The 25,140-nt window shown below is 68.6% G+C and carries 22 protein-coding genes; 8 read left to right on the top strand and 14 right to left on the bottom strand.

What is annotated here, in order from left to right:
• Nucleotides 1–84 precede the first annotated feature (84 nt).
• A complete protein-coding gene (locus Q5Z10_RS20815) occupies nucleotides 85–1,632 on the bottom strand; it encodes an RNA-binding protein (protein ID WP_303637235.1) in 1,548 nt (515 codons plus the stop codon).
• Between the two features lie 213 nt (nucleotides 1,633–1,845).
• Here Q5Z10_RS20815 and rtcR point away from each other — a divergent pair, with 213 nt between their 5' ends.
• Both rtcR and Q5Z10_RS20825 read left to right on the top strand, forming a co-directional pair.
• A complete protein-coding gene (gene rtcR / locus Q5Z10_RS20820) occupies nucleotides 1,846–3,408 on the top strand; it encodes an RNA repair transcriptional activator RtcR (protein WP_303637236.1) in 1,563 nt (520 codons plus the stop codon).
• A gap of 73 nt (nucleotides 3,409–3,481) precedes the next feature.
• A complete protein-coding gene (locus Q5Z10_RS20825; protein WP_303637237.1) occupies nucleotides 3,482–3,640 on the top strand; it encodes a hypothetical protein in 159 nt (52 codons plus the stop codon).
• A 50-nt stretch (nucleotides 3,641–3,690) separates the two neighbouring features.
• Here Q5Z10_RS20825 and Q5Z10_RS20830 read toward each other — a convergent pair whose 3' ends face one another.
• The 7 genes from Q5Z10_RS20830 to rpmB all read right to left on the bottom strand — a co-directional run bounded on the left by Q5Z10_RS20830 (nucleotide 3,691) and on the right by rpmB (nucleotide 10,547).
• Nucleotides 3,691–4,245 carry a hypothetical protein gene (locus tag Q5Z10_RS20830; RefSeq protein ID WP_303637238.1) on the bottom strand — a complete coding sequence of 185 codons (555 nt, stop codon included), beginning with the start codon at nucleotides 4,243–4,245 and terminating at the stop codon, nucleotides 3,691–3,693.
• 178 nt (nucleotides 4,246–4,423) lie between these two features.
• Entirely contained in the window at nucleotides 4,424–4,750 is a 327-nt protein-coding gene (locus Q5Z10_RS20835) for a low molecular weight protein tyrosine phosphatase family protein (RefSeq protein WP_303637239.1), read from the bottom strand.
• A 97-nt stretch (nucleotides 4,751–4,847) separates the two neighbouring features.
• The gene (uvrD, locus tag Q5Z10_RS20840) at nucleotides 4,848–7,040 is read right to left on the bottom strand and encodes a DNA helicase II (RefSeq protein WP_303637240.1); all 2,193 of its coding nucleotides are present in this window, start codon (nucleotides 7,038–7,040) and stop codon (nucleotides 4,848–4,850) included.
• Between the two features lie 9 nt (nucleotides 7,041–7,049).
• A complete protein-coding gene (locus Q5Z10_RS20845; RefSeq protein ID WP_303637241.1) occupies nucleotides 7,050–8,471 on the bottom strand; it encodes an FAD/NAD(P)-binding protein in 1,422 nt (473 codons plus the stop codon).
• Nucleotides 8,472–8,505: 34 nt separating this feature from the next.
• Complete coding sequence (cls, locus tag Q5Z10_RS20850) at nucleotides 8,506–9,924, bottom strand: cardiolipin synthase (protein ID WP_303637242.1); 1,419 nt, start codon at nucleotides 9,922–9,924, stop codon at nucleotides 8,506–8,508.
• Nucleotides 9,925–10,132: 208 nt separating this feature from the next.
• Nucleotides 10,133–10,300 (bottom strand): 50S ribosomal protein L33, encoded by a 168-nt coding sequence (rpmG, locus tag Q5Z10_RS20855; RefSeq protein ID WP_170272460.1) that lies wholly within the window; start codon nucleotides 10,298–10,300, stop codon nucleotides 10,133–10,135.
• Nucleotides 10,301–10,310: 10 nt separating this feature from the next.
• Nucleotides 10,311–10,547: a 50S ribosomal protein L28 gene (rpmB, locus tag Q5Z10_RS20860; protein ID WP_005411638.1), complete on the bottom strand. Its 237-nt coding sequence runs from the start codon at nucleotides 10,545–10,547 to the stop codon at nucleotides 10,311–10,313.
• A 282-nt stretch (nucleotides 10,548–10,829) separates the two neighbouring features.
• Here rpmB and Q5Z10_RS20865 point away from each other — a divergent pair, with 282 nt between their 5' ends.
• A complete protein-coding gene (locus Q5Z10_RS20865) occupies nucleotides 10,830–12,044 on the top strand; it encodes a glycosyltransferase (protein ID WP_303637243.1) in 1,215 nt (404 codons plus the stop codon).
• On the opposite strand, the gene Q5Z10_RS20870 is transcribed toward Q5Z10_RS20865, so the two are convergent.
• The gene (locus tag Q5Z10_RS20870) at nucleotides 12,010–12,936 is read right to left on the bottom strand and encodes a LysR family transcriptional regulator (protein ID WP_303637244.1); all 927 of its coding nucleotides are present in this window, start codon (nucleotides 12,934–12,936) and stop codon (nucleotides 12,010–12,012) included. The genes Q5Z10_RS20865 and Q5Z10_RS20870 overlap by 35 nt on opposite strands.
• Nucleotides 12,937–13,045: 109 nt before the next feature.
• Between Q5Z10_RS20870 and Q5Z10_RS20875 the strand changes: the two genes are divergently transcribed.
• The 5 genes from Q5Z10_RS20875 (at nucleotide 13,046) to Q5Z10_RS20895 (ending at nucleotide 19,644) form a co-directional block, all read left to right on the top strand.
• Nucleotides 13,046–13,444 (top strand): RidA family protein, encoded by a 399-nt coding sequence (locus Q5Z10_RS20875; protein WP_303637245.1) that lies wholly within the window; start codon nucleotides 13,046–13,048, stop codon nucleotides 13,442–13,444.
• 165 nt (nucleotides 13,445–13,609) lie between these two features.
• A complete protein-coding gene (locus Q5Z10_RS20880; RefSeq protein ID WP_303637246.1) occupies nucleotides 13,610–13,954 on the top strand; it encodes a hypothetical protein in 345 nt (114 codons plus the stop codon).
• Nucleotides 13,955–14,010: 56 nt separating this feature from the next.
• Nucleotides 14,011–15,264, top strand: coding sequence for a TolC family protein (locus tag Q5Z10_RS20885; protein WP_303637247.1), 1,254 nt, complete (start codon nucleotides 14,011–14,013; stop codon nucleotides 15,262–15,264).
• Nucleotides 15,261–16,424 (top strand): efflux RND transporter periplasmic adaptor subunit, encoded by a 1,164-nt coding sequence (locus Q5Z10_RS20890; RefSeq protein ID WP_303637248.1) that lies wholly within the window; start codon nucleotides 15,261–15,263, stop codon nucleotides 16,422–16,424. The genes Q5Z10_RS20885 and Q5Z10_RS20890 overlap by 4 nt, the downstream gene beginning before the upstream one ends.
• A 10-nt stretch (nucleotides 16,425–16,434) precedes the next feature.
• Nucleotides 16,435–19,644 (top strand): efflux RND transporter permease subunit, encoded by a 3,210-nt coding sequence (locus Q5Z10_RS20895; protein WP_303637249.1) that lies wholly within the window; start codon nucleotides 16,435–16,437, stop codon nucleotides 19,642–19,644.
• Nucleotides 19,645–19,745: 101 nt separating this feature from the next.
• On the opposite strand, the gene Q5Z10_RS20900 is transcribed toward Q5Z10_RS20895, so the two are convergent.
• From Q5Z10_RS20900 to Q5Z10_RS20920, 5 genes are all read right to left on the bottom strand, one after another.
• Complete coding sequence (locus tag Q5Z10_RS20900) at nucleotides 19,746–21,518, bottom strand: DUF885 domain-containing protein (RefSeq protein ID WP_303637250.1); 1,773 nt, start codon at nucleotides 21,516–21,518, stop codon at nucleotides 19,746–19,748.
• Between the two features lie 661 nt (nucleotides 21,519–22,179).
• Nucleotides 22,180–22,521 (bottom strand): lipid-A-disaccharide synthase N-terminal domain-containing protein, encoded by a 342-nt coding sequence (locus Q5Z10_RS20905; protein WP_303637251.1) that lies wholly within the window; start codon nucleotides 22,519–22,521, stop codon nucleotides 22,180–22,182.
• A complete protein-coding gene (locus tag Q5Z10_RS20910) occupies nucleotides 22,521–23,243 on the bottom strand; it encodes a glycosyltransferase family 2 protein (RefSeq protein WP_303637252.1) in 723 nt (240 codons plus the stop codon). Before Q5Z10_RS20910 ends, Q5Z10_RS20905 begins: the two co-directional genes overlap by 1 nt.
• A gap of 90 nt (nucleotides 23,244–23,333) precedes the next feature.
• Nucleotides 23,334–24,299, bottom strand: coding sequence for an NAD-dependent epimerase/dehydratase family protein (locus Q5Z10_RS20915; protein ID WP_303637253.1), 966 nt, complete (start codon nucleotides 24,297–24,299; stop codon nucleotides 23,334–23,336).
• A gap of 46 nt (nucleotides 24,300–24,345) precedes the next feature.
• Complete coding sequence (locus tag Q5Z10_RS20920) at nucleotides 24,346–25,080, bottom strand: suppressor of fused domain protein (protein WP_303637254.1); 735 nt, start codon at nucleotides 25,078–25,080, stop codon at nucleotides 24,346–24,348.
• Nucleotides 25,081–25,140 lie beyond the last annotated feature (60 nt).

The following is a 25,140-nucleotide window of genomic DNA, read 5'->3' on the forward strand; positions in this document are numbered from 1 at the left end:
ATTCACCGCGAAAAGCTTTGATTCTGGCCCTGCCCGGCTGGCCCCATTGCCAGCCGGGCGGTTCCTTGCGGCCTCCCTGCCGCCTTACAACGTCATGTCCTCGATGCGCTCGACCCAGCCGCCGCCATCAGACGGCGCCTGCGCGTACTGCGCCAGCAGGTCGAACACCGCGTCGCTGAAGCCGCCGATGTGCAGCACGTCCTCGCGCTGCACGGTCTGGCTGCTGGCCACCGGCTGCAGGTCGATGCACACCAGCCGTGCCTGCGGGCAACGACGCTTGATCGCATCCCACTGCAGCATCGTGGCGGTCTGGTTGCCGGCACGGGTATCACGCCAGCTCTCGTTGTCCGACACCATCACCACCAGGTCGACCGGCTGGCGCTGGACGTTGAGCCAGCACAGCGGCGCGCTGACCGAGGTACCACCGCCATTGATCGCCAGCTGCCGGGCCAGGGTCATCACGCTGTCGCGCGGGTTCAGCCGCACCGGTCGCACCTCCGTGTCGAACGGCAACACGGTGGCCTCGGGCTGTCCACGCAGCACGCAGGCTGCGATCAGCGCGGCCACATCCACGCAGCGCACCCGGGTGCTGGCGCCCTTGCGGTAGCCGGTCACCGGCGACTGCATCGAGCCCGACACGTCCACGGCCACCACCACCCGACCCGGCAATGCCGGCGCCGAGCCGGTCGCGATCTCCATCGCGTCCTGCAGCGCCTGCAGGATCGGCTGCGGCAGGCCGTCGCCGGCGAGGTAGGCCATCAGCAGCTGGTACGGCAGCACGCGTGAGCGCCGCACCTGCTGCGCATCGCGCAGGCGCCCGGCAATCCGCTGCACCCTGGCCGGGTCGTCGAACACCCCGTGGCGGGCGAACGTGTTGAGGTTCATCCGCAACGTCTGCCACGACGATGCCTCGGCCAGCGCCGACCACTGCGCCGCATCCAGCGGCAACGTGCTGAAGTACTGGAAGGGCAGCGCCGGCGGCAGCCCACGCGGCTCACGCTTGAACGCTTCGTAGGCCCGCACCAGCGCCGGCAGCTGTGCCTCGTCATACGGACGACCGACGATCCACGCATACAACGCCTTGCGTTCGGCATCGGCCGGCTTCGGGTGCACCATGCGGATCAGGTCGGCCAGCGACGGCTGCTGGCCGATCGCCGCACGCAGCAGCGTCTCCACCGTTGCCTGCTGGATCCACTCGCGCACCTGGCGCTTGGGCAACGAGCCCAGCGAACGGCGCCCGACCTGACCGCTGCGCATGATCTGCACGAACGTGCGCAGCTGGCGGCCGTTGTCGATCACCCGCGGGAAGGCTGCGGCGAACGCGACGGGATCGCGCAGGCTCAGTACCGCCAGCAGCAGCGCCGGCATGTCCTTCATGTGCGCGGCCTGGCGGGCATAGACCGCGGTACGGGCGATGAAGCGCGGCTCGACCTGCGCGGTCAGCCCCAGCACCTGCTGCAACTGTGCCTGGGCATCGCTGTAGAAGGTGTTGTTCAGGCACCCGGTGGCGGCGTACAGCGCCAGCGCCGCCCGCGGGTCGCGGCGATAGGCCAGGCCACCGGCATCGTTGACGGTGTCGGCCTGCTGCGGCTGCGGCGGGCGCATCCAGGAGAAGAGCGAAAGGTTGGCCATGGTGGTGTCCTGTGCGGGAACAGCCCGCGTCGTGTCTTGCCGGATATAGAGCAATGGCCGTGCCAACTTTTCCGTGCATCACTCAAACAATTGTTTTTTAAGGTTTATTTATTGAAAAACGGGATCTGATCGACGAGCATGATCGGAAATCTATATAGTTTGAGCGCACTCTTTATAGGATTGGATATGGCACGGCGGCAGGTGGTGTTCGGGATGCTCGGGACCCAGCTCGACGCGGGCGAGGGCCCGGGGCGTTGGCAGAAGTGGCGCCCCACCGTCTCGCTGGGCATGCACGAGGATTTTCTGCCGGACCGCGTCGAGCTGCTGCTCGACGAGCGCCGCTACAGCAAGCTGGCACGCCTGGTCTGCGAGGATCTGGCGCAGGCCGCGCCGGAGATCACCGTGCAGCGGCACGACACCTACCTGGCCGACCCGTGGGAGTTCGAGGGCGTTTACGCCACCCTGCACGACTTCCTGGCCAGCTATCCCTTCCAGCCGGAAGAGGAGGACTACTACGTCCACATCACCACCGGCACCCATGTCGCGCAGATCTGCTGGTTCCTGCTCACCGAAAGCCGGCACTTCCCCGGCCGCCTGCTGCAGACATCACCGCCGCGCAAGCAGGATGGCGCTGCCGGCACCTACGCGATCATCGACCTGGATCTATCGCGCTACGACCACATCGCGCAGCGCTTCGCCCAACAGCAGCTGCAGGATCGCGACCTGCTCAAGAGCGGCATTGCCACCCGCAACGCGGCGTTCAACGCGATGATCGCGCAGATCGAGACGGTGGCCACTCGGTCACGCGCGCCGATGCTGTTGATGGGCCCGACCGGTGCCGGCAAGAGCCAGCTGGCCAAGCGGGTCTTCGAACTGAAAAAACTGAAGCACCAGCTGCCAGGCCGCTTTGTCGAAGTGAACTGCGCCACGTTGCGGGGCGACGGCGCGATGAGCACGCTGTTTGGGCACACCAAAGGTGCCTACACCGGTGCTGCCAGCGACCGTGCCGGCCTGCTGCGTTCGGCCCACCAGGGCCTGCTGTTCCTCGATGAGATCGGCGAGCTCGGCCTGGACGAACAGGCCATGCTGTTGCGGGCACTGGAGGAGAAGCGGTTCCTGCCGGTGGGCAGCGACCGCGAAGTGGAAAGCGATTTCCAGCTGATTGCCGGCACCAACCGCGATCTGCAGCAGTCGGTGCTGGAGGGCCGCTTCCGCGAGGACCTGCTGGCGCGCCTCAACCTGTGGACCTACCACCTGCCGGGGCTTGCACAGCGCCTGGAGGACATCGAACCGAACATCGAGTTCGAGCTGGAACGGTGGTCGCAGGAGCAGCATGCGCGGGTGCGTTTCAACGTCGAGGCGCGCGCCCGCTATCTCGCTTTCGCCACCAGTGCGGAGGCCGCCTGGCGCGGCAACTTCCGCGATCTCGGCGCGTCCATCATGCGGCTGGCCACCCTGGCCAGCGCCGGCCGCATCCAGATCGAAGGCGTGGAAGACGAGATCGCCCGCCTGCGCGCGCAATGGCGCGGCGGCGATGCACCCTCGCCGCTGGAGGCACTGCTCGGCGAGGGCATGGAGGCGCTGGACCGTTTCGACCGCGTGCAGCTGGAAGACGTGGTCCGGGTATGCGCGCGCTCGAAATCCCTGTCGGCGGCGGGACGCGAGCTGTTCGCGGTATCGCGCACCCAGCGCGCCAGTACCAACGACGCCGACCGGCTGCGCAAGTACCTGGCGAAATTCGGCCTGGACTGGGAGCAGGTGCGCCGGCCCGGGTAGGTGCACTTGTTCCTGTACCCGGCCAGGCGCATGCTGCCAGCGCGGCGCCCCGCCGCATGACCGGAGAGCCGTCATGCAGGACCGTCCCCGCTCGACCTCCAGGACCGGCTTCATCGTGCTGCTGATCTGCGTGGCCGCGTTGGCCCTGTTTGCAGGCGGCTACCAGTTCGGAAAATCGCTGGCCAAGGCCGACAACGCGCGGCCTGCCACCCTCGTCATACCGGCCCGCTGACCGGATCCGGCAGGTGCCGGCACTTGGCCGGCCCCACCGCAGTCACCACGTCAGGCGATCTGCACCACGCGCGCGTTCTGGCACAGCGGGTAGCTGGCCACGAACTCGGCGATGGCCGCGCGCATCGCTTCGAACGACTGCCCGTACAGGTACAGCGCGGTTTCAGTCGGACCCTGCCACCAGCTGCAGATCTCGCCCAGGCCGTCGATGCGCTCGGACAGCTGCTCGAACACATGGTTCGAATCACACTGCTCGTAGACCTCGTCGGGCAGGTTCAGGCCGTCCAGGTAGATCCCCAGCCCCTCGGTGACGCCGAAGGTGCAGTCGGCCTCGCCCGCCCCCTGCACCTTCGAGCCCTTCGGTGCACCCAGCTGTTCCAGCAGATCCACCAGCTTCGGCACAGCGGCCGCATCGGCCAGGGCCACCTCGATATCACCGTACTCGACCTCGCCCTCATCGGACATCGCGGTGCCGCCGCCAGTGATCTCGCCCAGCTCGGCCGCCTGCAGCAGCGCGTCCAGCGGATCCTCGAACAGCTCGTGGCGATGCGCCGGCTGCAGCCTGGCGTTCAACGTCACGGTGACGTGCAGGGTGGGTTCGGTCATGAGGGCGTTCCTGGAAGATGTCAGGCCCCATTGTAGGGTCGAAGGTAGCGGCAGGCGCCGCTGCCAACGTCGCTTGCGACGGCACGAAGGGTGCCGGTCAGGACGACCGGCATAGCCCTGCTCGGCTGCCTTTCCCACCAGGATCAGCCCAGCATGGGCTCGGCGCTACAACAACCCATCAACGCAGGAACGGTGGCACCTTGCGCTTCAGCAGCTCGACCAGCACCGGGTCCATGTACTCGTAGTCGTCGGGGATATCCAGGCAGATCACCCGCTTGCCGTTCAGCCATGCCCTGTATCGGCTGGACAGGCGGTTGCGGTGCGCCTTCTCCATCACGAACACCAGGTCCGCCCACTGCAGCAGCTCGGGGCTGAGCACCTCTTCGGCGTCGGCCAGCAGGCCCGCCGAGGCGGTTTCAATCCCCGGCCAATCGGCGAACACCTGCTCGGCGGTGGGGCTGCGCAGCCGGTTCTGGCTGCAGAGGAAGAGCACGTTGCGGGTCATGGGCGCAGCGTATCGGGGCCGGGTCCGTTTTCCAACGGTGCCCGGCGCCCTGGGGAGCCGGGCCAGGCCCGGCACTGCAGATGAAGCAACGCGACGATCAGATCACCGTCAGGTTGGCGTAGGCCATCACCAGCCACTTGCTGCCGGCGTCGGCGAACTCGACCTGCACGCGGGCGTGGGCGCCGTTGCCTTCGTAGTCGGTCACCATGCCTTCGCCGAACTTGGGATGGGTGACCAGCGCGCCCAGCTTCAGTGGCGGCGCCTCGATCGACGCATGCCCCATCACCCGGCTGCTGCCCAGCGAGGCCGGCCGCGAGACCTGCACCTTCGGGCGCACCTCATGCAGCAGCTCGCGCGGAATCTCGCGCAGGAAGCGCGACGGCAGGCTGTAGTTGTCCTGGCCGTGGATACGCCGCGACTCGGCATAGCTCAACACCAGCTTCTGCCGCGCACGGGTGATGCCGACGTAGGCCAGGCGGCGCTCTTCCTCCAGGCGCCCGCTTTCCTCCAGCGAGCGTGCGCTGGGGAACAGGCCTTCTTCCAGGCCGGCCAGGAACACCAGCGGGAACTCCAGGCCCTTGGCCGAGTGCAGGGTCATCAGCTGCACGCCCTCCTCGCCCGCCTGTGCCTGGCCCTCGCCGGCTTCCAGCGCGGCGTAGGCCAGGAACGCGACCAGCTCGTCCAGGTTCTCGCCCACTTCCTCGATGTCGTCAGCACGGCGCACGAAGCGCGAGGCGACCGACACCAGTTCGTCGAGGTTGTCGGTGCGGGATTCCGAGTCCAGTGCGTTGCGGCTTTCCTTGCTCCAGTGCTCGCGCAACTGCGAGCGCACCAGCACGTGGTCCACGCGCTCGGCCAGGGTCATCTCGCGGGTCTGCGCCTGCAGCTCGTTGACCAGGACCAGGAACCCGGCCAGCGCATTGCGCGCGCGCGCGGCCAGCGCGCTGCCCTGGGTCACCAGCATGGTCGCTTCCCACAGCGAAATGCCCTGCGCACGCGCTTCGCGGCGCACCTCGTCCAGCGTGCGGTCGCCGATGCCGCGGGTGGGGGTGTTCACCGCGCGCTCGAACGCCGCGTCGTCGTTGCGGTTGGACAGCAGGCGCAGGTAGGCCAGCGCATCCTTCACTTCGGCGCGCTCGAAGAAGCGCATGCCGCCGTACACGCGGTACGGCACCTGCTCGCTGAGCAGGGCCTCTTCCAGCGCGCGCGACTGGGCGTTGCTGCGGTAAAGCACCGCGATCTCGGTGTAGCTGCCACCGTCGCGCACCCACTGCCGTGCGCGCTCGACGATGTAGCGTGCCTCGTCCATCTCGTTGTAGGCCGCGTACAGGTCGATCGGCTCGCCATCGCCACTGTCGGTCCACAGCTGCTTGCCGATGCGGTCCGGATTGTGCGCGATCACCGCGTTGGCAGCGCTGAGGATGTTGGCGGTGGAGCGGTAGTTCTGCTCCAGGCGGATGGTCTGCGCCCCGGGGAAATCGCGCAGGAAGCCCTGCACGTTCTCGACCTTGGCGCCGCGCCAGCCATAGATGGCCTGGTCGTCGTCACCCACCACGAACACGTGGCCTTCGTGGCCGGCGAGCACGCGCACGAAGGCGTACTGGATCGCGTTGGTATCCTGGAACTCGTCCACCAGGATCTCGCGGAAGCGCGCGCGGTAGTGCGCCAGCAACGCCGGATTGTCACGCAGCAGCTCGTGCGCGCGCAGCAGCAGTTCAGCGAAATCGACCAGACCGGCCCGATCGCACCGGGCCTGGTACTCGGCATAGGCCTGGCGCATGGTGTCCAGCCAGGCATCGTTCGGCTCGGCCTGGATGTGCTGCGGGCGGCGGCCCTCGTCCTTCTGCGCGTTGATCCACCACGCGATCTGCTTGGGCGGATACTTGCCGTCGTCCAGTTCCAGCGCCTGCACCACGCGCTTGACCAGCCGCAGCTGATCGTCCGAATCCATCACCTGGAAGCCTTCGGGCAGCTTGGCGTCCTGCCAGTGCAGGCGCAACAGGCGGTTGGCCAGGCCGTGGAACGTGCCGATCCACATGCCGCGGCTGCCGTGCGGCAACTGCGCGTCGATGCGATGACGCATCTCGCCAGCGGCCTTGTTGGTGAAGGTCACCGCGAAGATGCCATGGGTCGGCACCCGTTCGACTTCGTGCAGCCAGGCGATGCGGTGGGTGAGTACGCGCGTCTTGCCCGAACCTGCACCGGCCAGCACCAGGTGATGGCCAGGGGGAGCGGAGACGGCTTCGCGCTGGGCCGGGTTCAGCCCATCAAGCAGGTGGGAAACATCCATTCCCCCATTTTACGGCATCGCCGTCGCGGCTCCTGCGACAACCCGGGCAGCCAGCGCCTGCGCCTGCTGACGCAGTTCAGGCACCGCCAGGCTTTCCCACAGGCTGCCGATGCGCAGGCTGCCCAGCACGCCCAGCCGGGCCTGGGGCTGGCCGCTGGCAGACCGCAGGCGGTCGCCTTCGGCGTCGCTGTCCAGGCCCAGTCCGTGCGGGCCCGGGCGGGCCAGGCCATCGGCCTGCAGCTGTTGCAGCAGCGGATTGCGCAACGCCGCCGCGCGGGTTTCCACCCCGGTGGCATTGACCACCCCGCCCAGGGTCCAGTGCTGGTCGTTGCCGGAAGCATCGCGGCCGGTCAGCCGCAGCGCATCGCCTTCGCGCCAGACACGTTGCAGGCGGGACCGGTGGACATGCAGCTGGCCGCGGTCCTGCAGCGCCTGCAGCTGCGCATTGACCTGTTCGGCAATGCGGTGGCGATGCACGTCCCAATAGCGCACCACGTGGCGCAGGAAGCGACGCTGGTCGGCCTCATCGAGGCTGCACCACAGCGCCTGCCCGTGCGGTCGGATGCGGTCCATCACGCCCTGCCAGGGCAGGCCGTCGGCCTGCGCCTGGCGCGCGAATCCGCGCAACGCGCGCAGGCGCTGGCGCAGGTTCATCGGCAGCAGCGTGAGCGGGTCGAAGCCGGGCAGGCCGCCCGGTGCATGCGGCAATGGCAGCAGGCCATGACGCGAAATCACATGCAGGGGTCCGGTATGGCCGGCGGCGACCAGCGCCAGCACGGTGTCGGCCATGCTCAGGCCGGAGCCGACGATGGCGATCGCCTTGTCACCGGCCAGCGTGCGCACGCCGTCGTAGTCCCAGGCCTCGATCACCGCATCGGCGGGCAGCTGATCGGCGCCCTGCACCGGCAGCGGCCGCATGCTGTTGCCGGTGGCGATCACCAGCTGCGCGGCATGGCACGCCGTGCCGTCACCCCGGTGCAGGCGATAGCCGTGGTCATCCGGGTGCACTGCCAGTACCGGCTGCGCCACCACCTGCAGGCGTGCCGGGCTGGCGGCCTGCGCCTCCTGCAGCCGCTGCTGCAGGTAGCGGGCGAACAGATGACGGCCGACGTATCGCTCGCCCAGCACCTCGCGGGCGTCGCCTGGACAGGCGTCGATCACCTGCAGGTAGTCGAGGAAATCGCCGGGCTGATCGGGGAAGGCGCTCATCTTCGCGGCAGGCACGTTCAGCAGGTGCTCCGGCCATGGCGTGGCGTAGGCAATCCCCTGCGCCAGTTGTGATGCAGGCTCGAACAGGGCCAGCGCGAGGGCGCTGCGGGCCTGTCGCAGCACCTGGATCGCCACCAGTACGCCGGCGGCGCCGCCGCCGATGATCGCCAGGTCCAGCGCGCCGTTATGCGGTGAATCAGTCATGGATGGATTGTAGGCCATCGCTGCCGACAGGCCGGAGCGCGCCGCGTGGCGGCTACATCAGCGCGTCGGCCAGACGCGCGATGCCCTCCCGGCTGCGGCGCCAGGTGGGCCTTCTGCGCCATTGCTCCAGTTCCAGCAGGCGCGACTGCCGCAGGTAGTCGTCCTCGATGGCGCGCAGCTCCTTCACCAGGGCGCGGTCGTAGCAGATCAGGCCGATCTCGGCATTGAGCGCGAACGAGCGGATGTCCATGTTGATCGAGCCGAGCACGGCGATGTCCTCGTCCACGCTCATGTGCTTGGCGTGCAGGAACTGCGGCTCGTACAGGGCGATGCTCACGCCACAGCGCAGCAGTTCATCGTAGTAGGCCTCCTGGGCCCAGGACGTCAGCCGCTGGTTGTTGCTGGCCGACAGGATCAGCTGCACCTGCACCCCGGACAGCGCGGCGATGCGCAGCGCGCTCAGGGTCGCCTCATCGGGCACGAAGTACGGGGTGACCATCACCAGCCGGCGCCGGGCCAGGTGGATCAGCGCCGCCACCGCGTCGCGCGCGTTGCTGTAGGGGTAGGCCGGGCCGCTGGGCAGCAGCTGGGTGGCGATGTCGTCGCTGCACACCGGCACGTCAGCGATGACCTCCAGGCGCTGCCCGGTCTCGATGTACCAGTCGCTGGCGAACACGGCCTCCAGATGCGCCACGGCGGGCCCGCGCACGCGTGCCACCAGTTCACGGTTGGGATGGCCGGCCACGAACTCAGGGCGCGCCAGGTTCTGCGAACCGACGTAGCCCACTTCGTTGTCGATCACCGCGATCTTGCGGTGGTTGCGCAGGTCCATGCGCCCGCTGCGGCGCCAGCGCAGGCCCCCCGGCAGCATCGCGCGCACTTCGATGTCGCGCGCGCGCAGCCGCTTGCGGTACGCGCGCAGCCCGCGCTTGGCGCCCACCGCATCCAGCAGCACACGGCACTGGACGCCGCGCGCGGCCGCACGCTGCAGCGCCTCGACGATGGCCTCACCGACGGCGTCGTCGAACATCAGGTAGTACAGCAGGTGGACCCGGTCCTGGGCCTGGTCGATGTCGGCGATCAGGGTGTGCAGCGAGTCGTGGTAGTCGGTCAGCAGATCGACCGCGTTGCCATGCACCGGCATGAAGTCGCCCTGGCGCTGCACCAGCGGCACCACCTCGGCGCTGGCGGTGTCCGCCTGCGGGGTCCAGCGCAGGCGGCGCTGCAGCGCCTGCTCCTCGCGGATCACCTGCGAGGCCTCGGCCTGGCGGCGGATACGCTCGCGCGACAGCCACGGGTGACCGAACAGCAGGTACAGCGGCAGGCCCAGCAGCGGCACGAAGCCGACCAGCAGCAGCCAGCTGCGTGCCGCGCCCGGCGTGGTGCGGGCGGGAATCCAGCACAGCGCCACCAACCGGATCAGCCAGTCGATCAACAGCAGGTAGGAACCCAGCAGCCACTCGAACAGCATCAGGCGCGCCCGTCGGGAGGTGTCGGGTCATTCTGCCCAGCCAACCTTGTAGAGTCGAGCCGCGCTCAGATTGCCTTGCGCCCGCCTGGAGTGCCGTCGAGCGTGGCTCGATGCTACATGCACGCCCCCGCCCCGGCGGGAGCGGCAGGCACAAAAAAACCCGCCACGAGGGCGGGTTTTTCCGGAAGCGACCAGCAATCCTCGCGGATTACTTGATCTTGCCTTCCTTGTACGGGACGTGCTTGCGCACGACCGGATCGTACTTGGAGAATTCCATCTTCCCCGGGGTGTTCTTCTTGTTCTTGTCGGTCGTGTAGAAGTGACCGGTACCGGCGGTCGAAATCATACGGACCTTATCGCGCTTGCCTGCCATGATCGTCTACTCCTCAGACCTTTTCGCCGCGCGCACGCAGCTCAGCCAGAACGGAATCGATACCGTTCTTGTCGATGGTGCGCAGTGCATGCGCGGAAACACGAAGCTTCACCCAGCGGTTCTCGCTGGCAACCCAGAAGCGGCGCTCGTGCAGATTCGGCAGGAAACGACGACGGGTCTTGTTGTTGGCGTGCGAGACGTTGTTACCCGTCTGCACTCGCTTGCCGGAAACCTGGCATACGCGGGACATGGCGCACCTCGATAGTAAGTTGTGTCAGCCCGTAGCCCGGGAGACGGCGGCCTCGGCGGTTGCCCGCCACACGTCAAGAGAATCAAGGGGTTACGCTGGCGTTGGGCGGCCGGGGACGTGCTCCCGGCGCCGCCGCCCGGCACGAAACCGGACACAGCGAGCCGCGCATTATGCACGCAATCAAGGCGTTGCGCAACTTACCCACAGGGAGCGGCTGAACAGGGCCGGGCCGGCCGAGGGCGTGAACGGCCATACTTGCACGTCCTGTTGCGGAGAGTCCCGATGCGGCTGCTGGTCCTGACCTACGGCACCGAAGGCGATACGCGCCCGCTGGTGATGCTCTGCCATGGCCTGATCGCCGCGGGCCACCAGGTGATGCTGCTGGCCGACGGCGGCACCCTGGCCAGTGCGCAGGCGCTGGATGTGCCCCATGCGGCCCTGGAAGGTGACATCCATGGTGAAGTGGTGGCACTGGTCTCGCGCGGCAACGGTGTCGCCGCCGCCAGTACCGGTCTGGCACGGATGGCGCTGCAGCACGTCAGTGGCTGGATGCGCCAGGCGGATGCGGCGGCCGAGGGGTGCGATGCGATTCTGACCGGTGGCCTGGCCGCCTTTGTCGGCATGAGCGTGGGGGAACGCCGCGGTATACCGGTGATCGGCACCGGGATGATTCCGCTCACCCCGACGCGTGCATTCCGCTCCCCGTTCCTGCCACCCGGCCGTTCGCCGGGCTGGGTGAACCGGGCCAGCTACGGACTGGTCAACGACCTGATCTGGCGCCAGTTCCGGCGGCCGGTCAACGCCGCACGCCAGCAGCTGGGACAGCCACCACGGCGCGCGTTGTGGACCGGCCTGCCGATGCTGTACGGCATCTCGCCGCAGCTGCTGCCGACACCTTCGGACTGGCCGGCCGACCACGTCGTGTGCGGCCAGTGGTCGGCCCCGGCTGCCCGATGGCAGCCACCGGCCGCACTGCAGGCCTTCCTTGATGCGGGACCACCCCCGGTCTATCTGGGCTTCGGCAGCATGACCGGCTTCGACCGCGAACGCGTGCTGCCGGCACTGCTGCAGGCATTGGCACCACGCCGCGTGCTGCTGTTCCCGGGTTGGGTGGGGCTGCCTGCGATGACCTTGCCCGACGCGGTCCACGTGCTGGGCCCGACGCCGCACGAAGCGCTGTTCCCGCGGTGTGCCCTGGCCATCCACCACGGTGGCAGCGGCACAACGCATTCGGCCTGCCGCGCCGGCATCCCGTCGCTGGTGATGCCATTCGCTGCGGACCAGTTCTTCTGGGCCGATCGCCTGCATCGGCTGGGCGTCGCACCCGCGCCGCTGTCACCGAAGCGACTGGATGCAGCAACGCTGGCGGCGGCCATCACCTTCGCCGAAGACCCTGCTACGCGTGCACGCGCGGCTGCCTTGGGCGCGTCGATGGCGGAGGAGCAGGGCGTGGCACGCGGCGTCACCCTGATCGAGCACTGGCTGCGTCCCCGGTAGCGCCGAGCGCCTCGACCACCCAGTCGATGAATACCCGCAGGCGCTGGCTCATGTACCGGTTCGGCGGGAACATCACGTGCATCGGCATCGGCGGCAGCTGCCAGTCCTGCAGCACCGGCAGCAGCTCGCCGCGCGCCAGATGCGGCTCGGCCATGTAGCGGGGCAGCGCGACCACGCCCAGACCGGCCAGCGCAGCAGCCAGATAGGCGTTGCCGTCGTCGAAGCCGACCCCATAGCGGCCCTGCACCTCGACGCGCTCATCGCCGCGCTGCGCGCTGAACACCCGCGCCCGGCCACTGCGCGGGCTGAGGAAGCCGACCGTGTGGTGGTCGGGCCCTTCCAGCGCGCGTGGGTCGGCCGGCAGGCCGAAGCGCTGCACGTACCCCGGGCTGGCGTGGAAACCCATCGGCAACGCCGCCAGCGGCCGCGCCACCAGCGCCGGGTCGGCCGGGGTGCCGCCACGGATCACGCAATCGACGTTGTCGGCAATGACATCGACCTCGCGGTCACTCACGCCGATGTCCAGCTGGATCTCCGGGTAGCGCGCCTGGAAATCCGGCAGCGCCGGCACCAGCCGCAGCCGTGCATACGGCCCCGGCACGTCCACGCGCAGGCGACCGCGCGGCTGGGTGGCGGCATCGCCAAGGCCGCCCTCCACTTCGTCCAGGTCGGCGAGCAGGCGGGCGATGCGCGGGTAGTACGCGGCGCCGTCGGCGGTGACGCTGACCCGGCGCGTGGTGCGGTGGAGCAGGCGCAGCCGCAGGTGCGCTTCCAGCTGCTGTACCAGCTGGGTCACCGTGGTACGGCTGAGCTGCAGCGTGTGCGCGGCACGGGTGAAGCTGCCCGTCTCCACCACCCGGGCAAAGGCCCGCATCGCCTCGAAGCGGTCCATGCGGGCACCGTGATTGTTTGGAATTGCCAATCAATCTAGGCGCATCATCGCGGTTTATCCAGACAGCGCCTGCGGGGAGGATGGCGTTCTCTCCCACGGGATCTTCCCCATGTCACAACGTGATGTCGTTTTCCCCGCCGGCCGCCAGGCGCTGTACGAGCGCAACCGTTACTCGCCAGCGATCCGATCCAATGGTTTCCTGTTCGTCTCCGGGCAGGTGGGCAGCCGCGAGGACGGGTCGCCAGAGCCGGATTTCGAAACCCAGGTACGCCGCGCCTTCGACAACCTCAATGCCGTGCTGGCCGCCGCCGGCTGCAGCTTCGATGACGTGATCGACGTGACCGTGTTCCTGGTGGATCCGGAGAAGAACTTCGAGAAGGCCTGGGCGATCGTGCCCGAGTACTGGGGCGAGGCGCCGCACCCCACCCTGACCGGAATCGGCGTGACCTGGCTGTATGGGTTCCAGTTCGAGATCAAGGTGATCGCCAAGCTGCCTGCAGACCGGTAGCGCCGGCCGCTGGCCGGCAACACGCCGAACGACGTGCCGGCCACGGTCGACACCTTTCAGATCAGAGCGGACGTGCGCGGCCCACCTGAACGGGAGATTCCGACGGATTCCCGAAGTGGCCGTTGATATTGTATCCGGCGAAAACCGCTTGCTAGCCTCCCCTCCATGCGCTGGATTGCCCGCCACCTCCGTTCGACCCTGCTGATGCTGCTGATGGCGGCATTCGTGGTCGTGCCGGTGGCCGATGTGCTGGCATGTGCGGTGGAACCCCACTCCAGCACGGTCATGCACGTGGACAGCGGCGCCGAGGATGCAGACGGCGACAGTGACAATGACGGCACGCACACCGGTGCCTGCAGCCACAATCATTGCCACCATTCCAACCTGAGCCTGCCCGCCGGCAGCATCACCGTGTTCGGCACGCCGCAACCGGCGCGCTGGATGAATGCTGGCGATGTCGCGACCTATGCGGTCGCGCAGGACGAACTGGCACGTCCCCCCCGGACCTGAGTTGAGCGCGTCCCGCGAGTGCGGGCTCCCGTTTCACTCACAACCGGAATCCCCCTATGTCGATCCTGACACCTCGGTCGCCGCGTGCGGCCGGGCTGGTCGTCGCTGTGCTGCTGGGCCTGGCCCCGGCGGCATCGGTGATGGCGCAAGCCGCTCCCTCCTACGACACCCTGCTTGAACGCCTCGACCAGCTGCCCGGCACCCGCGTCGGTGCGGCGCTGGCCGAGGCCGCCGATGCGCGCGCCGACCAGGCCCGTGCATTGCCCAATCCGTCCCTTTCCTGGTCGGCCGAGAACGCCTGGGGCACCGGCTCCTACGGCGGCATGGGCAGGGCCGACAGCGTGCTTACCCTGTCCCAGCCGCTGGAGATCTGGGGCCAGCGCGGCGCGCGTGTCCGCGCCGCCCGTGCCGAGGCACAGGCGGCCACCCTGCGGGGTGCGCAAAGCCGCAGTGACATGGCCAGCCAGCTGGCGGTGGTCTATGCACAGGCGGAAAGTGCACTGCGCCGCCATGCCCTGGCCGAAGAAGCGCTGACCCTTACCCGCGATGACGCAAACGCCATCAACGCGATGGTCAGGCAGGGTCGCGAACCGCAGCTGCGCGCGGTACAGGCGCAGAGCGAGGTGGCCAATGCCAGCGCTGCGCTGGATGAAGCACAGGCCTTCCGCGATGCCGCGCTGGCACGCCTGGCCGGTGCCGCACTGCTGGATGCGCCGGTGCAGTCGGTCGACAGCAGCCTGCTCGACCGCACTCCGCCGCTGCCGCGCGGCGCCACCGGGGCGGCGTTGGCGGTGCGCATCGCCGAAGCCGAAGCCGACGCGGCGGGCAGGCTGATCGACGTGGAGCGCAAGCGCGCCCTGCCCGACCTCAGCATCACCGCCGCGCAGACCCGTTTCCGCGAAGGCGGCGAACGCGCCTACAACCTCGGGCTCAGCCTCAGCATCCCGCTGTTCGACCGCAACCGCGGTGGCATCCGCGCCGCCAATGCCGAGCAGCGCGCGGCCGACGCCCGCCTGGACCAGCAACGCCGCGACAGCGAGGCCGAGCGCCTCTCCGCCGTGGCTGGACTGAAGGCGGCCGGCAGCCGTACCCGCGCGGCCGATGAGAGCGTGGCCGCTGCCGAGGAGGCGTATCGGCTGGCGCGCATCGGCTTCGATGCCGGACGCATCTCGCAGCTGGAACTGCGCAGCACGCGCAGCGCCCTCATCACCGCCCGCGGTACCGCCGTGGATGCGCGCCTGTCGCGCGTCGCTGCGGAAATCGATCTTGCCCGCCTTGAAGGGCGCGCACCCTTTGTGGAGGCCCCATGACGCTCTTCCGTACTTTCCCGTTGATCGGCGGCGTGCTGCTGGCCGTGTTCCTGGCCGGCTGCGCCGGCAATGCGCAGACGCCCGAAGCGGCCGATGCCACCGACAGCAAAGACGCCAGAGCAGACACCGCCAAGGCCCCGGCTGATGCCGACGAGGGCGTGGTGCTGCTGACTCCGGAACAGATCAAGGCCTCCGCTATCGACGTGGTCGCCGTCGGTCGTGGCGGCGGCGGTTCAACCCGCCTCGCCGGGCGGGTCGAGCCCTCGGTCGGTGCGCGTGCATCGGTGGCCTCGACCGTGACCGGCCGCGTCGAACGCGTGCTGGTCGCGCCGGGCACCGCGGTGAAGCAGAACCAGGCGCTGGCGATCGTCGTCAGTGGCGAGGCGGCGGTGTTCCGCGCCAATGCGCTGGCCGCATCGGCCGAAGCCGAAGCCGCGCGCCTGGCCTATGGCCGCGACAGGGCGCTGGTCGACCAGGGCGTGGTTGCCCGTCAGGAGCTGGAAGCCTCGCGCGCCCGCTCGCTGGCAGCACAGGCCCAGGCCGCCGCCGCGCAGGCGCAGGCCGCCGCCAATGGTGCGCCCGATGCCAGTGGCCGCGTGCGCATCACCAGCCCGGTGGCCGGCATCGTCGGCAACGTGCAGGTCACCCCGGGTGGCGTGGTCGCCGCCGGCAGCGCAGTGGCCGACATCGCCGATCCGACGATGAACGAGCTGGTGTTCACCGCACCGCCGGCGCTGGCCGCGCAGGTCACACCGGGCATGAAGCTGGAAGTGAGCGTGCCGGGTGGCAGCTTCACCGCCACCGTCACCGGCTCGGCCGCCGATGTGCGCCAGCAGGGTGGCGTGGCGGTGATCCGTGCCACGCCGGTCGATGCTGCATTGCCGCCGGCCGGTTCGCCGGTCTCGGCGGTGGTGCTGACCGATGCCAGCGACGGAGCGTTGAGCGTGCCCGCCGATGCGGTGCAGAACGTCGATGGCAGCAGCGCGGTGTTCGTCGCTGTCGAAGGCGGCTTCAGGGCGCAGCCGGTACTGGCCGGGCGGCGTGCCGGCGACCGCATCGAGATCCTGGGTGGGCTGAGCGGCAACGAACGCATCGTCGGCGCCAACGCCTTCCTGCTCAAGGCCGAACTGGCCAAGGGTGAAGCCGAGCACGGCCACTGAGGAGGCGACCATGTTCAAGCTGATCATTGAAAGCGCGGTGCGCCACCGCTGGCTGGTGGTGTTCCTGGCGGCGCTGATCGCCGCCGTGGGCCTGTTCCAGCTGGGTACGCTGCCGATCGACGCGGTACCGGACATCACCAACCGCCAGGTGCAGATCAACACGGTGGCCCCGGCACTGCCGCCCGAGCAGATCGAGCGGCAGGTGACCTATCCGCTGGAAACCGCGCTGGCCGGCATCCCAGGACTCACCACCACGCGCTCGCTGTCACGCAATGGCTTCTCGCAGGTGACCGCGATCTTCACCGACGCAACCGACATCTACTTCGCGCGCCAGCAGGTGGCCGAACGCATGCGCGACGCGTCGGAAGACCTTCCCGACGGTGCCTCGCCGATGCTGTCGCCGGTCACCACCGGCCTCGGCGAAGTGTTGATGTGGACGGTGGACTTCACCGCCTTCGATCCGGCCAGGCTGGCCAAGCCCGGTGAAGCCGGCTGGCAGGCCGGCGAGGTCTACCGCACGCCGGAGGGCGACCTGCTGCGCACGCCGGAAGAACGCGCCACCTATCTGCGCACCGTGCAGGACTGGATCATCGCGCCGCAGATGCGCTCCAGCCCGGGGCTGGCCGGCGTCGATACGGTCGGCGGCTACGTCAAGGAATACGGTGTGCATCCGGACAGTGCGAAGCTGGCCGCGCACGGACTCGGCCTGGCCGATCTGGTCACTGCCCTGCAGCGCGCCAACGTGCAGGCCGGCGCCGGCTTCGTGCAGCGTGCCGGCGAAGGCCTGGTGGTGCGGGCCGATGGGCTGGCGCTGACCACCGAGGATCTTGCACAGGCACCGGTGGCCACCCGCAATGGCGTGGTGGTGCGGGTGGCCGATGTGGCCGAGGTGGCACTGAGCCGCGCGCCACGCCTGGGTGCGGCCAGCCGCAATGGCCACGAGGCCGTGCTCGGCACCGCGCTGATGATTGCCGGTGGCAACAGCCGCACCGTGGCGCAGGCCGCGGCCGCACGCCTTGAACAGGTGAACAAGTCGCTGCCGGCTGACATCGTGGCGGCACCGGTGCTGGACCGCAGCGTGCTGGTCAATTCCACCATCAAGACCGTGGCCAAGAACCTCACCGAAGGCGCGCTGCTGGTGGTGGTGGTGCTGTTCCTGCTGCTCGGCAACCTGCGTGCCGCGGCGATCACCGCGCTGGTGATTCCGCTGTCGTTCCTGTTCGCGGTGATCGGCATGAACCGCTTCGGCATCAGCGGCAACCTGATGAGCCTGGGTGCGCTGGACTTCGGCATCCTGGTGGATGGCGCGGTGATCGTGATTGAATCCACGCTGCTGATGCTGGCCCAGCGCCGTGCCGAACTGGGCCGGGCGTTGACCGCGATGGAGCGACTGCGCGTGGCCGCCGATTCGGCGCGCAAGATGGCCCGGCCGGCCGCGTTCGGGCAGCTGATCATTCTGCTGGTGTTCGCGCCGATCCTGACCCTGGAAGGCGTGGAAGGAAAGACCTTCCATCCGATGGCGGCCACCTTCATGCTGGCCCTGGTCGGCGCCTTCGTCTTCTCCTTCACCTTCGTGCCGGCAATGGCCGCACTGCTGGTGCGCGAGCCGAAGCTGAAGGAAGGCGAGGTCCACAACGCGGACGGCGAGCACGAAACGCGCCTGATCCGCGCGCTGCGCCGGCGTATCGAGCCGGTCATCGGCCGGGCCGTGGCACGACCGCGTGCCGTGGCCGCCGCGGCCGCCTTGATGCTGCTGGTGGGCATCGGGTCGTTCGGCCTGCTGGGTCGCGAGTTCATGCCGACGCTGGATGAGGGCAACGTGGCGATGCAGGCCCTGCGCGTGCCGTCGACCTCGCTGGAACAGTCGCTGGCGATGCAGCTGGCGCTGGAGAAGGCGATTGCGCAACAGCCGGAGGTGGACACGGTGTTCTCGCGCACCGGTACCGCCGAGGCGGCGATCGATCCGATGCCGACCAACATCTCCGACAGCGTGATCGTGCTCAAGCCGCGCGCGCAATGGCCCGATCCGAAGCTGGACAAGGAAGCGCTGGTGGCACGTTTCGAGACGCTGGCCGGGCAGCAGCTGGGCAACAGCTTCGAGTTCAGCCAGCCGATCGAGCTGCGCTTCAACGAGCTGATCTCCGGCGTGCGTACCGATCTGGCGGTGATGATCTTCGGCGATGACTTCAGCCAGCTGCAGAAGGTGGCCGACCAGGTCGCGCTGAAACTGCGTGCAGTGGAAGGCGCGGCCGATGTACGGGTGGAGCAGATCTCCGGCCTGCCCACGCTCAACGTGAAGATCGACCACGTGGCTGCAGCGCAGTACGGACTGAGCGCGGCGGAGGTGAGCGACGCATTGTCCACCGGCATCGGCGGCAGCACCGCCGGCAGGATCTTTGAAGGCGACCGCCGGTTCGACGTGGTGGTGCGGCTGGACGATGCCGCCCGCAACGATCCGGACCAGCTGGCATCGCTGCCGATCGCCACGCCGGGTGGCCAGGTGATTCCGCTGTCGTCGGTGGCCCGCATCACGGTCAGCGAAGGGCCCAACCAGATCAGCCGCAACAACGGCAGCCGCCGCGTGGTGGTGCAGGCCAACGTGCGCGGTCGCGACCTGGGCGGCTTTGTCGGCGATGCACAGGCGGCGGTGGCCGATGTGGCGTTGCCCCCGGGTGCCTACCTGACCTGGGGCGGCCAGTTCGAGAACCTGCAGCGCGCGGAGAAGCGGCTGGCGACGGTGGTGCCGGTGGTGTTCCTGCTGATCGGCAGCCTGCTGTTCATGGCCCTGCGCAGCGGCAAGGAAGCGGTGCTGGTGTTCAGCTGCGTGCCGCTGGCACTGGTCGGCGGCATCCTCGCGCTGCTGTTGCGTGGCATGCCGTTCTCGGTATCGGCGGCGGTCGGCTTCATCGCCGTCTCGGGCGTGGCCACGCTCAACGGCCTGGTGCTGATGCAGGCGATCCGCGAGCGCCTGGATGCGGGCGATGTGCCGCTGCAGGCGGCGATCAACGGCGCCTCCAGCCGCATCCGCGCGGTGCTGACCACGGCGCTGGTGGCGATCGTCGGTTTCATACCGATGGCGATTGCCAGCGGCTCGGGCGCGGAGGTGCAGAAGCCGTTGGCGACGGTGGTGATCGGTGGCCTGATCACCGCGACAGTGCTGACCCTGCTGGTGCTGCCGACGTTTGCCGCGCGGGTGGCCAGACCGCGGGAGGTGGGCTGAACGACGACGGGGCCGGATCCTGCGATCGGGCCCCGTCTGCCGCGCTGCGCGCTCGCCGGGCATGGCCCGGCGCTACCCCGCGCGTTGCGCTGACCTTCGGCTCAGGCCTTCCTGCGCTCGGCGATGTAGGCCTGGATCTGCTGTTCCAGTACCGGCAGCGGCACCGAGCCCTGCTTGAGCACGGCATCATGGAAGCCCTTGATGTCGAACTTGTCGCCCAGTTCCTTTTCGGCCTGCGCGCGCAGGCGCACGATGGCGATCTCGCCCAGCTTGTAGCTCAACGCCTGGCCCGGCCAGGAGATGTAGCGATCCACCTCGGTGGTCACTTCATGCTCGCTCAGTGCGGTGTGGTCGCGGAGGTAGGCAATGGCCTGCTGGCGGGTCCAGCCCTTGCTGTGCACGCCGGTGTCGATCACCAGGCGCGCGGCACGCCACATCTCATAGGTCAGGCGACCGAAATCCTCATAGGGGGTTTCGTAGATGCCCATCTCCACGCCGAGCTTTTCGCTGTACAGGCCCCAGCCTTCGCCATAGGCGGAGATGTAGGCGTTGCGGCGGAATTCGGGCTGTTCGCCCTGTTCGGCCGCCAGTGCCCCCTGCAGCGCGTGGCCCGGGTCGGACTCATGCAGGGTCAGCGCCGGCAGGTTGTACAGCGGCCGCGCCGGCAGGTTGTAGGTGTTGAGCCAGTAGGTTCCCATGCCGCCACGGCCGGCGGTCCAGAACGGGGCGATGTCCGGCGGCACCGGCACGATGGTGAAGCGCGCGCGCGGCAGGGTCATGTACTTGCCGATGACGCCGTCGATGCGCTTGGAGATCCACGCCGCACGGTACAGCAGCTCGTTCGGGGTCTTGGCATAGAACTGCGGGTCGGTGCGCAGGAAGGTCAGGAATTCGGCGAAGCTGCCCTTGAAGCCGACCTGCCTGATGATCTCGTTCATTTCCTTCTGGATGCGTGCCACCTCGCCCAGACCGATCCGGTGGATCTCATCGGGCGACAGGTCCAGCGTGGTGTACTCGTGGATCTGCTGCCTGTAATACGCCTTGCCCCCGGGCATCGCCTCGGCGGCCAGGGTGGTGCGCGCCTGCGGCACATATTCGTTGACGAAGAACACGCGCAGCTGCTGGAACGCTGGCACTACCTTGTCGCTGATGGCCGCCGCGGCCTGTTCGCGCAGCGCGGCCTGCTCGGCCGCCGGGATGTTGCCGGGCAGCTTCTTGAACGGGGCGTACAGCGGCGACTCGGTCGGATCCCTCAGCTCGGCGACGGTGGCGATGGAGACCTCGCGGCCATCAAGCACCGCGCGCGGCACGCTGAAGCCGCGCTTCAGGCCGGCTCGCATGTTCTCGGTCTGCTGGCCGAAGTAGCGCGGCACATCGTTGAGGCGCGCGATGTAGTTGCGGAAGTCCTGCGCGGTCTTCATCTCGCGCCGGGCCATGAAGGACAGGTTCGACCAGAACGAGGAATCGGCGTTGAACGGCATCTCGTAGCCGCGCAGGCGCACCTCCTCGGCCAGGTTGAAGATCTGGTCGTGGTAGATCGCGTAGTTGATCTGGTTGTCGGCCGAGAGCGTTTTCGGGTCGATCTGGTTGAGCGCGGCCAGGGTCTGGTCCCACACCTTCAGGCGTGCCTGCTGCGCGGCCGCACCCACATCCGGCAGGCGGGTGGCCGTGGCCGGCGCATCGCCGTCCTCGCTGGCTTCGCCGCCGCCTTCCTGGCGCCACTTCCATTCCTTCTCGTACAGCGCGCGGAAGGCGGCATCGGCGGCCGATTCAGCGGCCAGTGCCGCCGGTGCCGCAGCAGCAGGCGGTGCGGCGGATGCCACGGCGGGAGCGGACAGGGCGATCAGCAGGGCAACGGCAAGACGGGTTTTCACAAGCACAGGTTCCCGGGAAGGCAGACCGCGATGATGGCACCCCGCACTGCCGCTGGCATGGGACGAAGGTCCTGCCTGCAACGCAGGCAGGACCGGGAACGGCCGCAGGCCGGGCCCCAGCGCCGAAGGCGCGTGGTAGCGCGGGGCCATGCCCCGCGAGCGCGCAGCGCGGCCGATGCTGGCCGCCCTCCCACAGTCGCCGGGCATGGCCCGGCGCTACCCGAGGGCGATCCGGCCCCGGCCAGCGCTCAGTGGCTGCCCTTGTCCCGCTTGTAGCGCGGGGCCATGCCCCGCGAGCGCGCAGCGCGGCCGATGTTGGCCGCCCTCCCACAGCCGCCGGGCATGGCCCGGCGCTACCGGCGGGCGACCCGGCCCACGGCCAGCGCTCAGTGGCTGCCCTTGTCCCGCTTGTAGCGCGGGGCCATGCCCCGCGAGCGCGCAGCGCAGCCGATGCTGGCCGCCCTCCCACAGCCGCCGGGCATGGCCCGGCGCTACCGGAGGGCGACCCGGCCCACGGCCAGCGCTCAGTGGCTGCCCTTGTCCCGCTTGTAGCGCGGGGCCATGCCCCGCGAGCGCGCAGCGCGGCCGATGCTGGCCGCCATCCCACAGCCGCCGGGCATGGCCCGGCGCTACCGGAGGGCGATCCGGCCCCGGCCAGCACTCAGTGGCTGCCCTTGTCCCGCTTCCAGCCGCGGTGCTTGATGTCCAGCTGCAGGCTGTACAACGCCGTGAACGCCGGGAACAGGTTTTGCAGCACGCCTACCGAGTCCTGCTTTGCCGAGAACAGGAAGTAGCTCAGCGTCATCAGGCTGCCGACCACGCTCATGTACCAGAACAGGCGCGGAATCACCGGCTTGCCGGCGCGCTTGGAGGCGATGAACTGGACCAGCCAGCGCCCGCCGAACATCAGCGCGCCGGTATAGCCGATCAGCTTCCAGCCGGTCACATGCAGGCCGGTCCAGTACAGCCAGGTCAGCGGCTGGTCGAGCCAATGCAGCTCCATCAACGCTCCTCCACCGCGGTGCGCTTGCTGCGGGTGATCAGCCAGGCCACGCCGCGCAGGTCGCGGATGCCGACCAGCGCGCGGCCCAGGTTGTTGTACTTGGAAACCCCTGCGGTGCGGTGGCGATGGTTGACCGGCACACTGGTGGTCTGCCACCCGGCACGCTGCATCAGCGCCGGCAGATAGCGATGCATGTGGTCGAAGTACGGCAGGTCGAGGAACGCACTGCGCTCGAACAGCTTGATGCCGCATCCGGTATCGGGGGTATCGTCGCGCAGCATGCGCGCCCGGATCGCATTGGCCCACTTGCTGGCCCAGCGTTTGCTGCCGCTGTCCTGGCGGTTGACGCGCCAGCCGGCGAACAGCTTCACCTGGGCCTGGGCGGCATCGCGGGCCGCCAGCAACCTGGGGATGTCGGCCGGATCATTCTGGCCATCGCCATCCAGGGTGGCGATCCACGGCGCACGCGCATGCTTGACCCCGGTGCGCACTGCCGTGCTCTGCCCGCTCTGGGTGACGTGGTGCAGCACCCGCAGCTCCGGGGTGCTGGCCTTCAGGGACTGCAGCACCGCCAGCGTGTCGTCGCGCGAATGATCGTCGATGTAGACGATCTCGAACGGCAGCCGGCCGCGCAGTGCGGCGAGGATCTCTGCCACCAGCGGCGCGACGTTGTCGCGCTCGTTGAACACTGGAACGACGACGGACAGCTCGGGTTGGCTCATGGGGGACTCGGCCAGGGAAGGGACAAAGACCGCGCATTCTCCGACGCCGAGGTTATCCGAAGATGAATCCGGCGGTGTGAGGGTCCTTCCTCAGGCGCGATCACCAAAATACTCGCGGCACCACTGCACCACCGGCGGCAGACCCTGTTCGATCGGCATCACCGGATCGTAGCCAAATGCGTCATGCGCGCGCCGTGTATCCGCCATCGTGCGCACCATGTCGCCCGGCTGCATCGGCTTGTAGACCTTCTGCGCGGGGCGGCCGGCCGCCTGCTCGATCACGCCGATGAAGCGCTCCAGCTCGACCGGCGTATGGTTGCCGAGGTTGAACACCTGGTGCGGCACCGGACCACTGGCCGGATGCGCGAGGGCGCCGAGGATACCGGCAACGATGTCGGAAACATGTGTGAAATCGCGCTGCATGCGGCCTTCGTTGAACACGTCGATCGACCGCCCGGCCAGCACCGCGCGCGAGAACAGCAACGGCGCCATGTCCGGCCGTCCCCACGGCCCATACACGGTGAAGAAGCGCAGGCCGGTGGCAGGCAGGCCGAACAGCTGCGCATAGGTGTAGGCCATCAGTTCGTTGGCCGCCTTGGTGGCGGCATACAGTGACCGCGGCTGGTCCACGCGCTGGTCTTCGGAGAACGGCGGCGTGGCCGAATCGCCATACACCGAGCTGCTGGAGGCGTACACGAGGTGCTGGACCCCGCGGTGGCGGCACAGTTCCAGCATGTTGACGAAGCCGGTCAGGTTGCTGTCGACGTAGGCGTGCGGGTTTTCCAGCGAGTAGCGCACGCCGGCCTGTGCGGCCAGGTGGATCACCGCCGTCGGCTGCACCTCATCGAACAGCGCGGCCAGCCCGTCGCGGTCGGTCAGGTCCAGCGTGCGCAGGTCCAGCGTGGGGCACAGCGCGGCCACGCGGTCGCGCTTGATCTGCGGGTCGTAGTAATCGTTGAAGTTGTCCAGGCCGACCACTGGCTGGCCCTGCTGCAGCAGGGCGCGGGCGGTGTAGGCACCGATGAAGCCGGCAGCGCCGGTGAGCAGGACGGTCATGGCAGGGGCCTGGAAGCAGTCGTACAGGCCGCTGATGTTACCGGTCTCAGAATAAACCGAAACGCTTCTTCGCCACGTTGACGCGCCCGGGCTCGATCACATCCTGGATGCCCTTGGCATCGAAGCGGTCCAGCAGGGCCTCGGCGCCCTTTTTCAGCTTCAGGTCCATCTCTTCCGGGTACAGCGGGACCAGGGACATGAAGCAGATGGTCCTGCCGTCTTCCAGTTCCAGCGCAGCGAAGTCCTCCGGGGCAGTCACCGGCGGCAGCACGATGACACCATCGAAGCCGGCACCCGGCGCGTAGGGCTCGCTGGGGTGGCCGTTGGGGATGGTATGGCCATAGCCCAGCCAGGTGTCGTACTCGTGCGGCAGCCGCGCCATGCCCTTCAGCAGGCGCACCGGCCAGTAGTTGCGTTCGTCCTCGAAGGCCTCCTGCGAGATCGGCCAGTCGGCCGGCAGGGTCACCATCAGTTCCATGTAGCGCGGCACGTCCGCCTCCACCTCGGCGGGCACGGTCATCGGCAGGTCACTCATGCCCGACGTCACCAGCCGCACATGCGGGCAGTGGTCATTGGGAGGCACCACGTGTACGTCGATATGCACCAGGTCGGAAATGATCTCGTGCAGGACGGTGGCGATCGGCCCGAGATGGCGCTCGATGTGCGCGCTGATCGCCTCGATGTGCTGCTCTTCGCCGACGGCGGGCACGAAGTCCTTTTCGCGCTGGTGCACCAGGATCTGGGTGCCGTCCGGGCTGACGTCGCCGTATTCGTTGCTCATGTCCTGCTCCCTGATGAAGCCGCGGCGCGCGCGGCAGTACGTTCCCTGTCACCGGCAGGA

Origin of the sequence: Stenotrophomonas sp. 704A1, assembly GCF_030549525.1 — a bacterium.
GTDB classification, from domain to species: Bacteria; Pseudomonadota; Gammaproteobacteria; order Xanthomonadales; family Xanthomonadaceae; genus Stenotrophomonas; species Stenotrophomonas tuberculopleuritidis.